This is a genomic window from Phenylobacterium sp. VNQ135, from assembly GCF_049445735.1.
GTDB lineage: Bacteria > Pseudomonadota > Alphaproteobacteria > Caulobacterales > Caulobacteraceae > Phenylobacterium.
In genome coordinates this window covers 174656-186656 of record NZ_JBMSDS010000002.1, presented here as the reverse complement: position 1 = coordinate 186656, position 12001 = coordinate 174656, and the positions used below count along the sequence as shown (strand labels likewise).

General features: G+C 70.1%; 15 protein-coding genes. 5 read left to right on the top strand and 10 right to left on the bottom strand.

Going from position 1 to position 12001, the window contains the following annotated elements:
- Positions 1–73: 73 nt before the first annotated feature.
- The 3 genes from ACO2Q0_RS06610 to ACO2Q0_RS06600 form a co-directional block, all read right to left on the bottom strand.
- Entirely contained in the window at positions 74–1261 is a 1188-nt protein-coding gene (locus ACO2Q0_RS06610) for an acyl-CoA dehydrogenase (protein ID WP_423350709.1), read from the bottom strand.
- A gap of 77 nt (positions 1262–1338) precedes the next feature.
- Positions 1339–2022 (bottom strand): Fe2+-dependent dioxygenase, encoded by a 684-nt coding sequence (locus ACO2Q0_RS06605; protein ID WP_423350708.1) that lies wholly within the window; start codon positions 2020–2022, stop codon positions 1339–1341.
- 98 nt (positions 2023–2120) lie between these two features.
- Positions 2121–4415, bottom strand: coding sequence for a TonB-dependent receptor (locus ACO2Q0_RS06600; protein ID WP_423350707.1), 2295 nt, complete (start codon positions 4413–4415; stop codon positions 2121–2123).
- A 182-nt stretch (positions 4416–4597) separates the two neighbouring features.
- On the opposite strand from ACO2Q0_RS06600, the gene ACO2Q0_RS06595 reads away from it, so the two are divergent.
- The gene (locus tag ACO2Q0_RS06595) at positions 4598–4789 is read left to right on the top strand and encodes a hypothetical protein (RefSeq protein ID WP_423350706.1); all 192 of its coding nucleotides are present in this window, start codon (positions 4598–4600) and stop codon (positions 4787–4789) included.
- A gap of 16 nt (positions 4790–4805) precedes the next feature.
- Here the strand turns inward: ACO2Q0_RS06595 and cysQ are convergent, their stop codons facing one another.
- Both cysQ and ACO2Q0_RS06585 read right to left on the bottom strand, forming a co-directional pair.
- A complete protein-coding gene (gene cysQ / locus ACO2Q0_RS06590) occupies positions 4806–5576 on the bottom strand; it encodes a 3'(2'),5'-bisphosphate nucleotidase CysQ (RefSeq protein WP_423350705.1) in 771 nt (256 codons plus the stop codon).
- A gap of 7 nt (positions 5577–5583) precedes the next feature.
- Positions 5584–5766 (bottom strand): DUF3553 domain-containing protein, encoded by a 183-nt coding sequence (locus ACO2Q0_RS06585; RefSeq protein WP_423351570.1) that lies wholly within the window; start codon positions 5764–5766, stop codon positions 5584–5586.
- Positions 5767–5853: 87 nt separating this feature from the next.
- Here ACO2Q0_RS06585 and chpT point away from each other — a divergent pair, with 87 nt between their 5' ends.
- From chpT to ACO2Q0_RS06570, 3 genes are read left to right on the top strand one after another with little or no spacing between them, the layout of a single operon-like run.
- A complete protein-coding gene (gene chpT, locus ACO2Q0_RS06580) occupies positions 5854–6534 on the top strand; it encodes a histidine phosphotransferase ChpT (RefSeq protein ID WP_423350704.1) in 681 nt (226 codons plus the stop codon).
- Between the two features lie 57 nt (positions 6535–6591).
- A complete protein-coding gene (locus ACO2Q0_RS06575) occupies positions 6592–6972 on the top strand; it encodes a response regulator (protein WP_423350703.1) in 381 nt (126 codons plus the stop codon).
- Entirely contained in the window at positions 6969–7769 is an 801-nt protein-coding gene (locus tag ACO2Q0_RS06570; protein WP_423350702.1) for a CheR family methyltransferase, read from the top strand. The genes ACO2Q0_RS06575 and ACO2Q0_RS06570 overlap by 4 nt, the downstream gene beginning before the upstream one ends.
- Positions 7770–7830: 61 nt before the next feature.
- Here ACO2Q0_RS06570 and ACO2Q0_RS06565 read toward each other — a convergent pair whose 3' ends face one another.
- From ACO2Q0_RS06565 to ACO2Q0_RS06550, 4 genes are read right to left on the bottom strand one after another with little or no spacing between them, the layout of a single operon-like run.
- A complete protein-coding gene (locus tag ACO2Q0_RS06565) occupies positions 7831–7968 on the bottom strand; it encodes an entericidin A/B family lipoprotein (protein ID WP_423350701.1) in 138 nt (45 codons plus the stop codon).
- 42 nt (positions 7969–8010) lie between these two features.
- Positions 8011–9738 carry a sensor histidine kinase gene (locus ACO2Q0_RS06560; protein WP_423350700.1) on the bottom strand — a complete coding sequence of 576 codons (1728 nt, stop codon included), beginning with the start codon at positions 9736–9738 and terminating at the stop codon, positions 8011–8013.
- An 18-nt stretch (positions 9739–9756) separates the two neighbouring features.
- On the bottom strand, positions 9757–10362 hold the full coding sequence (locus ACO2Q0_RS06555) for a sigma-70 family RNA polymerase sigma factor (RefSeq protein ID WP_423350699.1): 606 nt from the start codon (positions 10360–10362) through the stop codon (positions 9757–9759).
- On the bottom strand, positions 10362–10610 hold the full coding sequence (locus ACO2Q0_RS06550) for a NepR family anti-sigma factor (protein WP_423350698.1): 249 nt from the start codon (positions 10608–10610) through the stop codon (positions 10362–10364). The genes ACO2Q0_RS06555 and ACO2Q0_RS06550 overlap by 1 nt, the downstream gene beginning before the upstream one ends.
- 174 nt (positions 10611–10784) lie before the next feature.
- On the opposite strand from ACO2Q0_RS06550, the gene ACO2Q0_RS06545 reads away from it, so the two are divergent.
- Positions 10785–11585 (top strand): response regulator, encoded by an 801-nt coding sequence (locus ACO2Q0_RS06545; protein ID WP_423350697.1) that lies wholly within the window; start codon positions 10785–10787, stop codon positions 11583–11585.
- A gap of 86 nt (positions 11586–11671) precedes the next feature.
- On the opposite strand, the gene ACO2Q0_RS06540 is transcribed toward ACO2Q0_RS06545, so the two are convergent.
- Complete coding sequence (locus ACO2Q0_RS06540; protein ID WP_423350696.1) at positions 11672–11998, bottom strand: hypothetical protein; 327 nt, start codon at positions 11996–11998, stop codon at positions 11672–11674.
- Positions 11999–12001 lie beyond the last annotated feature (3 nt).

The following is a 12001-nucleotide window of genomic DNA, read 5'->3' as shown; positions in this document are numbered from 1 at the left end:
CAGTGTGCGGCGAAGGCTTACACCTCCGGGGGTAAACGCAAAGTTGTGGGCGTACCGCGATGGTCGTCCGCGATCAGAAGGCGCTTTCGCCCGTGATCGCCCGGCCCAGGATCAGCGCATGCACGTCATGCGCGCCCTCGTAGGTGTTCACGGTCTCGAGGTTCGAGGCGTGGCGCATCACGTGGTACTCGCCCGAGATGCCGTTGCCGCCGTGCATGTCGCGGGCGACGCGGGCGATCTCGAGGGCCTTGCCGCAGTTGTTGCGCTTGAGCATCGAGATGGCCTCGGGGACCCAGGCGCCCTCGTCGATCAGCCGGCCCAGGGCCAGCGCGCCCTCGAAGCCGAGCGCGATCTCGGTCGACATGTCGGCCAGCTTCTTCTGCACCAGCTGGCGCGAGGCCAGGGTGCGCCCGAACAGGCTGCGGCTGGAGACGTAATCCCGCGACGCGTGCAGGCAGAACTCGGCCGCGCCCATCGCGCCCCATGCGATGCCGTAGCGGGCCTTGTTCAGGCACGAGAACGGCCCGCGCAGGCCTTCCACGCCGGGCAGCATCATGTCTTCGGGCACGAACACGTCCGAGAGCGCGATCTCGCCGGTGATCGAGGCGCGGAGCGACAGCTTGTTCTGGATCTTCGGCGTCTCGAAGCCCTTCGAGCCCTGCTCCACCAGGAAGCCGTGGATCTTGCCGTCCAGCTTCGCCCAGACGAGGGCGACATCGCTGATCGGCGAATTGGTGATCCACATCTTCGCGCCGTTCAGGACGTAACCGCCGTCGACCTTCTTGGCGACCGTCCGCATCGAGGCGGGGTCCGAGCCGCCGTCGGGCTCGGTGAGGCCGAAGCAGCCGATGATCGTCCCCGCCGCCATGCCCGGCAGGAACCTGCGCTTCTGGTCCTCCGACCCGAACGCGTAGATCGGATACATGACCAGCGAGCTCTGCACGCTCATCGCCGAGCGGTAACCGGAATCGATCGCCTCGATCTCGCGGGCGATCAGGCCATAGGCCACGTGGTTCACCCCGGCGCAGCCGTATTCCTCGGGCAGCGTCGGGCCGAGGAAGCCCAGCTCGCCCATCTCGGTCATGATCTCGCGGTCGAACCGCTCCTCGGCATAGGCCGAGACCACGCGCGGCAGCAGCTTCTCGCGGGCGTACTGGCGGGCGGCCTCCCAGACCATCCGCTCCTCTTCCGAGAGGCGCGAGGACAGGTCCAGCGGATCGTCCCAGCGGTAGGTCTTCTGCGGAGCGCTATCGAGCGGCATGGCGGTTCCCCTTGGTCTTTCCCCACGATCTTTCCGCGGGGGCATACCGGCTTTTCAGGGGCGCGGGTAGGCCCTCTTCAGGTCTCGGCCCACATCCTCAGCAGGTTGTGGTACCCGCCCGTCAGCGAGATCAGCTCGGGCGCGTCGGCGCCGACCCTGGCCGAGAGCTGCTGAATGGCCAGGTCCATCTGGAACAGCAGCTCGCGCCGGGCGTCCTCCCGCACCAGGCTCTGGATCCAGAAGAAGCTGGACACCCGCGCGCCCCGTGTCACCGGCGTCACCCGATGCAGGCTCGAGGCGGGATAGAGGATCATGTCGCCGGCCGGCAGCTTCACCTCGTGCGCGCCGAAGGTGTCCTCCACCACCAGCTCGCCACCGTCGTAGGCCTCGGGCTCGGTGAGGAACAGCGTCGCCGACAGGTCGCTGCGGATGCGGACCCGCCCGTCGCGGCTCTGGCGGATCGAATTGTCCACGTGCATGCCGAACGCCTCGCCCCCGGCATAGCGGTTGAACAGGGGCGGGAAGACGACCTGCGGCAGGGCCGCGGCCACGAACAGCGGATTGCGCGACAGCGCGTCCAGGATCGCCTCGCCCGCCTGGACGGCCGCCGGCGAGCCCTCCGGAAGCTGCGCGTTCTTCTTGGCCAGGGCCGCCTGGGTCCCCGAGGTCTCGTTGCCGTCGACCCAGGGCGCGGCGTCGATCAGCTCGCGCAGGGTCGCGACCTCGGTTTTGGTCAGCACCTCGGGGATATGCAGCATCATGGCGGGTCAACCTTAAGCCTCGGCGGGTCGGGATGCGAAGCGGCCCCGCCTCCGTGCGGGAGGCGGGGCCGGCGCGTCCGCTACCTCGGAGGGGAGGATCAGTAGCGGACGTTGAGGGTTAGGATCGCCTGGCGGGCGGGGCCGTAGTCGGCGTGGTGCACGCCGTTGGTCCGGATGATGTAGTCCTCGTCGCCGACGTTCTGGACGTTGAGCTGAAGGTCCACGTTCTCGGTGATCCGATAGGAGGCGAAGGCGTCGAACCGCCAGTAGGCGGGCGCGTAGATGCGGTTGGTCCCGCCGCCGGCGCCGCCCTGGTTGCCGCCGAAGCTCTTCGACACGTAGTACGCCCCGCCGCCGAGGGTCAGCGCGTCGGTCACGTCATAGGTCGTGAACAGGCTGAAGCTGTGCTTGGGCGAATTGGCCAGAGGGTCGCCCTCGTTGACGACGTTGTAGGCGCCGCGAACCAGCTCGGTGTCCATGTAGGTGTAGCCGCCGAACACGTCCCAGCGCTCGGTCACCGCGCCCGTGACGCCGATCTCGACGCCCTTTGCCGCGGCCTCGCCGACCTGGGCGTAGACGCCGCTGGCCACCTGGATCTGGGCGTTCTCGCGCTTCAGGTCGAAGTAGGTGACCGAGGCGCTCAGCTTCTCGCCGAAGAACGTGGCCTTGGCGCCCACCTCGAAGTTCGTCACCTCCTCGGGGTCCAGCAGCAGGTTGGCGAGGTTGCCCGTGCCGGTGCCCGTCCCGGTGTTCTGGTCGCCGGAGGCGATGGTCGGCGGCGTCGAGGTGGTGGCGTAGGCCACGTAGACGCTGGAGTTTTCGGTCGGCTTGTAGACGAGGCCCACCTGATAGTTGGTGAATTCCCAGTCGCCGTGGCGCGGCGTCAGGGTCTCGCCGGTGATTACGCCGTTGGCGCTGGTCACCGTGACGTCGGTCCCGTTCACCTCATAGCTGTCGTGCCGGACGCCGAGGTTCAGCAGCCACTTCTCGCCGAACGAGATGGTGTCGAAGGCGTAGATCCCGACCGTCTTGGTGATGTTCCGCGACGGCGTCGGGCGGGTGAGCGTGCCCTGCCAGGGATCGTTCGGGTTCGGGTCGAACAGCAGGGTGCAGTCGCCGACGCCCAGGTTGTTGCTCGCGCCGGTGAACCCGGCCGGGCAGGGCGCGCCGGCGGTCGTATAGACGACGTAGGCGGCGTTCTTGTTCTGCTCGCGGCTCAGCTCCAGGCCGACGTCGTAGCTGTGCTTGATGAAGCCCTGGTCGAACGCGCCATAGACGTCGGTGACGTTGGCGACCGTCTTCGTGGGGTTCCAGCGGCTCTTGGTGCCGCGCTTCATCCACCACTGGCCGCCCACGAGCTGGGCCACGCCGCCGTCGCCGGGATTGGTGACCACATAGTCGTTCAGGGTCTTCGACGCCCGGAAGACGCTGCGGATCTTGAAGGCGGTGGAGACGTCGTGCTCGGCGATCAGGGTGGCGATGTCGGCCTCGGTCTCCTGATAGTCGCGCGCCTTCAGGCCATAGAAGCTGTCGCGCGGCACGGGCAGGACGCCGCTTGCCGTGCGCGGCAGGGCCTGCGCCTTGGTGAACAGCGGCACGCCGTAGTCCGGCAGGTCGTCGGTCCGCAGGCGGTAGTAGAGCAGGGTGGCGCGGGTCTCGGTCCCCAGGCCCGTGGCGACGCCCGCCAGCAGGCCGTAGCGGCTGAAGTTGGCGGCATCCCGGCCGGGGCTGTCGTTGTCCATGCCCATGACGTTCAGCCGGACGGCCGAGGTGTCGCCCACCTGGTAGTTCGCGTCGATCACGCCGCGGTAGTAGTTGCCGGTGCCGACCGAGGCGCTCGCGTTGACGAAGCTGTCCAGGCGGGGACGCTTGGTGGTCAGGTTGATGCTGCCGCCGCCCGAGCCGCGGCCGGAATAGGCGCTGTCGGCGCCCTTCACCACTTCCACCTGCTCGATGGCGAACACCTCGCGCATCTGGCCGCCGGTGTCGCGCACGCCGTCGACGAAGATGTTGTTGCCCGAGGACTGGCCGCGGATGAACGGCCGGTCGGCCAGCGGCTGGCCGCCTTCGCCCGCGCCGAAGGTGATGCCCGGCGAGGTGCGCAGGATATCGGTCAGCGACGTGGCGGCGGTCTGCTCGATGACCTCGCGCGGGATCACGGTGATGCTGCGCGGCGTGTCCACCAGCGGCGCCGTGTACTTGGGCGCGTCCGGCTCGCGGGCGCGGACGCCGCTCACGTCGACGCCGGACAGCTCCTTGGGCGCCGCGGCGTCCACGGCGTCGGCCGCCAGGTCCGCCGCCTGCGCGACCGCGCCCATCGAGAGGCCCGCCACGCCCGCGGCGGCGAACACCAGGGCGCGCTTCTTCCGCGCGACAACGCCCTTCACCGACATAACCCCGTCCCCTGTCCACTTAAGAATAAGAATGCGAGGCGTTCTTAGTTGCCCTGGTGAAGGTCCGCAATGAGAATCGTTCGCAATTATCAAGGGCGGCGCTGGGGCCCGCACCCGCGACCCGCGCAACCTTGCCTCGCGAAGGGGGTTAAAGCCTTCAGAAGCCAACGGGATCTGCCGAGATGACCGCCGCCGCTGAAGTGCTCCGCCCGTTCCTGTGGTTGGCCGCTCTCGCCTTCCTGGTGGGCTTCGTGAGCTACCTGGCGCTCGGCCGGCCGGTGGCCACGGCCGCCATGACCGCCCAGCACGAGGCTTGGCCCGCGCAGGTATCGGCGCCCGTCTCCGACGAGTGGAACACGCCCAAGCACATCTGACGGACGTCGGCCGTTGTCAGCCCCCGCGGGCGACGAACCAGCCGTTCCGGAAGCGCTTGTCCGCCTTGCCGTATACGAACGCCTCGCCTTCGGGCGTGGACAGGCTCCCGCCCGCGCCCAGCAGCACCGCGTGCGCGGCGGCGATATCCCACTCCATGGTCGGGCCGTGGCGCGGATAGATGTCAGCGGCGCCCTCGGCGATCCGGCACAGCTTTATCGAGCTGTCCATCGCCTGCGTCCGGACGAAGCCGTACTGGTCGGTGAGGTTGCGGATCTGCTCCTCGGTGGCCGTGTGGCTGATCAGGCCCAGCGCGGTCGCCGGGTCCCAGGCGCGCACCCGCACGGGCTGTGGCGCGCCGCCGTTCACCCGCTTCCACGCCTCGCCGGCCCGGGTGAACCAGGTCTCGCCGGTCGGCGGCGCCGTCACTGCGCCGGCGACGGGGCGGCCATCCACGATCAGTGCGATGTTGACCGTGAAGTTGGGATCGCCGCGCACGAACGCCTTGGTCCCGTCCAGCGGGTCCACCAGGAAGAAGACCGGCCCGATCTGGTCGGGCGTGCCGAACTCGCTGGCGTCCTCCTCCGACACGACCGGCACGTCGGGGAAGGCGGCCGCGAGCCGCTCCAGGATCAGCGCCTCGCCGCGCCGGTCCGCCTCCGTGACCGGGCTTTCGTCCGCCTTGGAATGCACCGTCAGACCGGATCGCCAGAGCGGCAGGATCACCCCCGCCGCGGCTTCGCAGATGGCGGCGAGGGTCTCGCCCACGTCGATGTCGGAAAGCGTCAACTCGCCCTCAGCCTCTGATTCGATCCCTGGGATCGTCGCCCACGAAAACCAGCCGCACGACGGCGGCGTCGATCGTCTGCTTGCCCGCGTTCTCGAAGTTCACGGTGATCCTGCGACCGGCCACGGACTGCACCTGCCCCAGGCCCCAGTCGTCCTGCGTCGGATGCCGCACGAGGACGCCGGGCTCCAGGAAGGGTCCGCGAACGGCTCCATGGCGGGTCTATTAGAGAGCCGCAGGCGTTTTCCAAAGGCTCAAATCACCTCAAGGTCCGCCGCCATGACCGATATGCCCGAAGACGTCCCGGCCGCCCCCTCTGGGGCCGGCGAGGCTGTGCGCCCGGCGGAGCTCGCCGCCTACTTGGCGGCGCGGATGTGCCACGACTTCATCAGCCCGGCGAGCGCCATCGTCTCGGGCCTGGACCTGCTGGAGGACCCGTCGGCGCAGGACATGAAGGAAGAGGCCATGGGCCTCATCGAGACCTCGGCGCGCAAGCTCGCCGACCTGCTCGCCTTCACCCGGGTGGCGTTCGGCGCCTCGGCCTCGGCCGAGACCTTCGACGCGCGCGACCTGGAGAAGCTGGCCCAGGGCGTCTTCCGACACATGCGGGCCGAGCTCGAGTGGACGGTCGAGACCCCGGCGGTGAACAAGCCCTGCGCCCGCACGCTGCTGAACCTCGCCCAGATGGCCGGCGCCGCCTTGCCCACCGGCGGGACCGCCCGCGTCCGCGCCGTCCAGGAAGGCGCCCAGGTCGCGCTCGCCGTCGACGCCACCGGCCCGCGGGCCAGGCTGCGGCCCGAGGTTCTGCGCGGCCTGCAGGGCCAGCCGCTGGGCGAGGGGCTGCACGGCCACTGGGTCCAGGCCTACTACGTCCACCTCTTCGTCGCCGACGCCGGGGGCCGGGTCTTCGCCGACGTCAACGAGGAGCGGATCGTCTTCGCCGCGACCCTGCCGGCCTAAGCCTCGCGTTAACCCTCTTGCGCGACAAGTCGTCCCGTTAGGGGGCGCCGTAGAACCTTGAAGACCTGCCTGGTCGTCGACGACAGCCGCGTGATCCGCAAGGTCGCGCGCCGGATCCTGGAGGATCTCGGCTTCGAGGTGGCCGAGGCGGGAGACGGCGTCGAGGCCATGGCCTGGTGCCACGCCGCCATGCCCGACGCCATCCTGCTGGACTGGCGAATGCCCGTGATGGACGGCCTGGAATTCGTCCGCCGGCTGCGCACCGAGCCCGGCGGCGACAAGCCCCGCGTGGTGTTCTGCTCGGTCGAGAATGACCTCGCCCGCATCCGCGAGGCGCTGGACGCCGGCGCCGACGAATACGTAATGAAACCGTTCGACGGCGAGATCCTGGCCGGCAAGCTGGCCTTCGTGGGGCTCGCGGGGAAGCTCGCCGCATGATCCCGCTCGAGGACCGCGAGCGCATCGCCGCCATCTGTGCGAGCCGCGCGGGGCTGCGCGTCGATCCCGATAAGGCCTATCTGATCGAGAGCCGTCTCGCCCCCGTGGCGCGCCGGGAAGGCTTCGGCTCGCTGTCGGACTTCCTGGAAAGCGTGCGCCTCCGGGCGGAGGAGCGGCTGGTCTGGGCGATGGTCGAGGCCATGGCTCCGCCGGAAACCGCCTTCTTCCGCGATCCGGCGGTGTTCGAGGCCCTCGCGCGCGACGTACTCCCCGGCCTCGCGGCGCGGACCGAGGGTCCGGTGCGCGTGTGGAGCGCGGCCTGCGGCGCGGGGCAGGAGGTCTATTCCCTCGCGATGCTGCTGGCCGAAACGCCGGCGCTGGCGGGCCGCGTCGAGCTCTTCGCCTCCGACCTCTCCGAACGCAGCCTGGAGAAGGCGCAGGCCGCCCTCTATTCGCAGTTCGAGGTGCAGCGCGGCCTGCCCGCGCAGCGGCTCGTGCGGCACTTCGAGCGCGAGGGCGAGTTCTTCGCGCTGTCGCCGCGCATCCGCCAGATGGTGCGCTGGAGGCGCGTGAACCTGCTGGACGATCTCTCCCGCCTGGGCGGCTTCGAACTGATCCTGTGCCGCAACGTGCTGGGCGGGCTCACCGGTGAAGCGCGGGAACGCGTGCTGGAAGGCCTGACGCGGGCCCTGGCTCCGGGAGGGCGGCTCGTCCTCGGCTTGAACGACGGCGCCGAGGCCTGGCTCGACCCGGTGGCGCCGCACGCTGGGGTCTTCGCCGTCGGCGCGGCGGCCTGATCCGCAAACGAAAAGCCCCGCCGCTCGCGCGGCGGGGCTTCGCAACATCGGCCCTGCGGCCTCAGTTCTTGGCGTCTTCGGCCGTTTGCGAGACCGCTTCACCGGCGGCCTTCACGTCCTGGCCCGCGCCCGAAACGGTGTTGCAGGCGGCAACGGCCATGCTGGCGGCGAGAGCCGCCAGGACGATGATCTTACGCATGAGAGATTCTCCCGGGATTTGCATCTGGCGTCGCGAGAACGGCTAAGCCGCAGCCTGGTTCCCCGCCGAGCCTTCAGGCGCCGCCGGCAGGCCGTCGGCCGCCGGCGTGGGGAAGACCAGCCGCGCCGTGACGCCGCCCCGCGCGTTGCGCGACAGTTCCACCCGCCCGCGGAGCTGCCGCGCGAAGGCGGTCATCAGGGTGCGTCCGACGCCCGAGGCCTGCAGGCCTTCGTCGCTCGCAGTCCCGTCGTCCGAAATGGCCAGCTCCGCCTCGTCGCCATGGACGGTGAAGTCCAGGGTCAGCACCCCGCCGCGGCCGGCGAAGGCGTGCTTCTGGGCGTTGGTGATCGCCTCGACGGCGAACAGGGCCAGCGGCGCCAGCCGGTCGGGGTCGATCACCAGCGGGTCGACCGACAGCTCGGTGCGCACGGCGGGTCCGTGCACCAGGTCGCCGGAGACGAGCTGGGCGGTCAGCTCCTCCAGGAACGGTCGCAGGTCCACCCGCTTCAGGTCGGGGCCCTGGTAGAGCGCGCGATAGATCAGCGCCAGGGCGGTGATGCGCTGGCGGGTGTCGCTCATCGCCGAGCGCGCAGCCGGGTCGGACAGCGAGCGCTGCTGCATGTTGAGCAGGCTGGAGATGACCTGCAGGTTGTTCTTCACCCGGTGATGGATCTCGCGCATCAGCGCGTCCTTCTGGGCGAGGCTGTCCCGCAGGGAGGCGTCGCGGCCGACGATGGCGTCCGCCATGTCCTCGAGCGTCTCGGCCAGGTCGCGGATCTCCGGCGGCATCTGCTCGGCCTGGACCGGCCGCACGCTGAGACGGCCGCGCGCATACAGGGCCGCGATGCGCTGGAGATAGGCGATCCAGCGCACCACCACCCGATCGGTGACCACCGACACGGCCGCCAGCGCCAGCGCGAAGGTCAGCAGCGGGAAGAGCACGCCGGTCAGCGGGTTCAGCCAGGCCGCGGAGAGGATTCCGGGCGAGTTGGCCGAGAGCACCACATAGACTTCCTCGCCGACGACCGGCGCGGCCGAATAGACCCGGCGTCGGCCCTCGCCGTCGCGGCCGTACCAGACCAGCGTGCCCTGGGCGTCGACCTTGGCGCGCCAGTCCTGCGGCAGCCGCGGGAAGGCGGCGGCGCTGGTCATGCTGATGTACTGCCCGGTTCGCTCGACCAGGCCGACCTCGGCGCCGGGCGGCAGCGAGGGATCGGTCACCGCCGGCTGCAGGCTCGAGAGCGCGATCACCGCCACGAAGGCGCCGTCGAAGCGGCCGTCCGGCGTCAGCGCGCGTGCGGCGGTCAGCACGGCGGGCTCGCGGGCGTAGGCCGATCCGGGATCGCGGGTGATGGCCAGGTCCTCGCCCGCCGCGAGGCGCTGGAACCAGGCCCGGCTGGCGCGCTGCGTGTCGGGCGGCACGTCGCCGGCGGCGCAGACCACGCGGCCCTGCCGATCGAACCGGATCAGGTTCACATAGCCTGGGATGCGCGCCTTCACCTGCGCCAGCCGCTGAGCGCACTGGAAGCCCACGGCCCCGGGCGCAAGCGTCTGGAGCAGCACGTCGGCGCTCTCCATCCGCGCGCGCGCCGTCGCCGCGCTGCGCTCGGCCGCGAAGCCGAGGTTCTCGCGCAGGATGCGGCCTTCGCGCTGGAAGCCGATCACGGACTGCAGCACGCCCAGCATCAGCACCGGCAGCAGGGCAGCCGCCAGCGCCGCGATGAGACGGACCCGGATCGTACTCGGCGAGGCTGAGGGCAGTCGAAACATCGGCGACCCGCTCCGTCGCTAACGGACGGTGCTGAGCCGCTCCGCATCCGCCAGGATAGAGCGCATGGCGTCACCGGCCGAGGCGCCGTCGCGGTCGTACGCCCCTTCGTCGAGGATGGCGTGCAGCGCCCGCCGAGCCCGGCTGACGCGGCTCTTCACCGTGCCGACCGCGCAGCCGCAGATGTCGGCCGCCTCTTCGTAGGCGAAGCCGCCGGCGCCCACCAGGATCAGCGCTTCGCGCTGTTCCGGCGGCAGCATGGCGAGGCCCTGCCGCAGTTCGTCCAGCGCCACAGGGGCTTCCGGATCGTCGACCGCCACCAGCGTGCGTTCGGCGGCCTCCTGGTCGAGCTGGCTTTGGCGCCAGGACCGGCGCTTCTCCGAATAGAACTGGTTGCGCAGGATCATGAAGGTCCAGGCCTTCATGTTCGTGCCCATCTGGAAGCTGGCGCGCGCGTCCCAGGCCTTCATCATGGCGTCCTGCGCCAGGTCGTCGGCCGCCGCGGGGTCGCCGCACAGCGTGCGGGCGAAGGCGCGCAGGTGGGGGATGAGCTGGACCAGCTCACGCTTGAAGGCGTTGTCGTCGGCCGCTGTCCGGGGCGGCCTGGCTTGGGGGTCCGCCGACATCAGCGATCCCCCGCGCCGCGTTCGTCGGCCCTGCGGAGGATGTCCAGGAACTCGTCCGGTACGGACTCATTGACGACTTCGTCGAACATCTGGCGCAGGCGCACGCCGATCGCCTGCTGGCGCAGGCGGGCTTCGTCCAGGGCCGCGGACGGCCGGGTACGATCCGGTGAAGGACGCTGTTCTATCATATCGTCGGCGTTCCGCTCGCGCGGAGGCCGCCCCCTCGCTGGTTCCTTGTCGCCGTCCAACGCCTCAACTCACGTTCGGGTTCCCGCTTCGGAACGGACAAGATGCGGAAAACTGGCGGCGAAGGGAACCGGTTCCATTCGCTGGCGTTTTTGGATCATCATGCAGATCGGGGCGGGGGCGCAGCCTCTGCCTTGGGCTGCGGCTTTCGATCCGTTGAAACGGGAGGGGTCAATTTGAGTCTTCTAGCCCGACTGGCGCCGCATCTGCCCTATGTGCGCCGTTACGCCCGCGCGCTCACGGGCGACCAGTCCACCGGCGACCATTATGTTCGCGTCGCTCTCGAGGCCCTGGCGGCCGGGGAGCGCGTGCTGGAAGCCAGCATGACCCCGCGGGTGGCGCTCTACCACGTGTTCCACGCCATCTGGTGCACCTCGGGCGCCCAGCTGGAAGGGCCGCAGGAGGATGACCTCTCCACGGACGACACCACGCGCCGGCTGATGCGCATCGCGCCGCGCTCGCGCCAGGCGTTCCTGCTCACCGCGCTCGAAGGCTTCACGCCGACCGAGGCCGCCCAGATCCTGGGCGCCGATTTCTCGGAGGTCGAACGGCTGATCGCCGAGGCCCAGGCCGAGATCGACGCCGAACTGGCCACCGACGTCCTGATCATCGAGGACGAGCCGGTCATCGCCGCCGACATCGAGGCGCTGGTGAAGGAGCTCGGCCACACGGTCGTCGACATCGCCGCCACCCGCACCGAGGCGGTGGACGCCGTCGCCCGCAAGACCCCGGGTCTGGTGCTGGCCGACATCCAGCTCGCCGACGGGTCGTCGGGGATCGACGCGGTGAAGGACATCCTGCAGCGCTACGATGTGCCGGTGATCTTCATCACCGCCTTCCCCGAGCGCCTGCTGACCGGCGAGCGGCCCGAGCCGACCTTCCTGATCACCAAGCCGTTCCAGCCCGAGACGGTGAAGGCCGCCATCGGCCAGGCGCTGTTCTTCCATCCGCGGAAGGCCAGCAAGCAGGCCGCCTGAGGCTCCAGCGTTCCATCCGAAACGAAGAGGGCGCCGCTCCGGACCGGAGCGGCGCCCTTTTCACGTCCGGCTTCTGCCGAGGCCGCTTAAGGCGTCGGGGTCGAGGCCGTGGAAGGCGCGCTGCCGCCGGCCGGGGCGGCGGACATGTTGTCCTGCGCCGCGTTGCCTTCCGTCGCCGAGTTGATCGGCGCGGGCTCGGGCGCGTTGAACACCTCGGCCCGGTCGGAGGGGCCGTTGTTGGTGTTCGTGGAGGCCAGGTCGTCGGACCGCCACATGTAGGCGGCGGCGAAGCCCAGGATCACGAGCAGCAGCCCGAACCCCAGGACGAGCAGGACGTGGCGCCCGGAGCGGCCCTGTCGGGCTCGCGTGGCGCCGACGACCGGCCTTGAAGTCTCGCGCGTCGAAGACGCCATGGA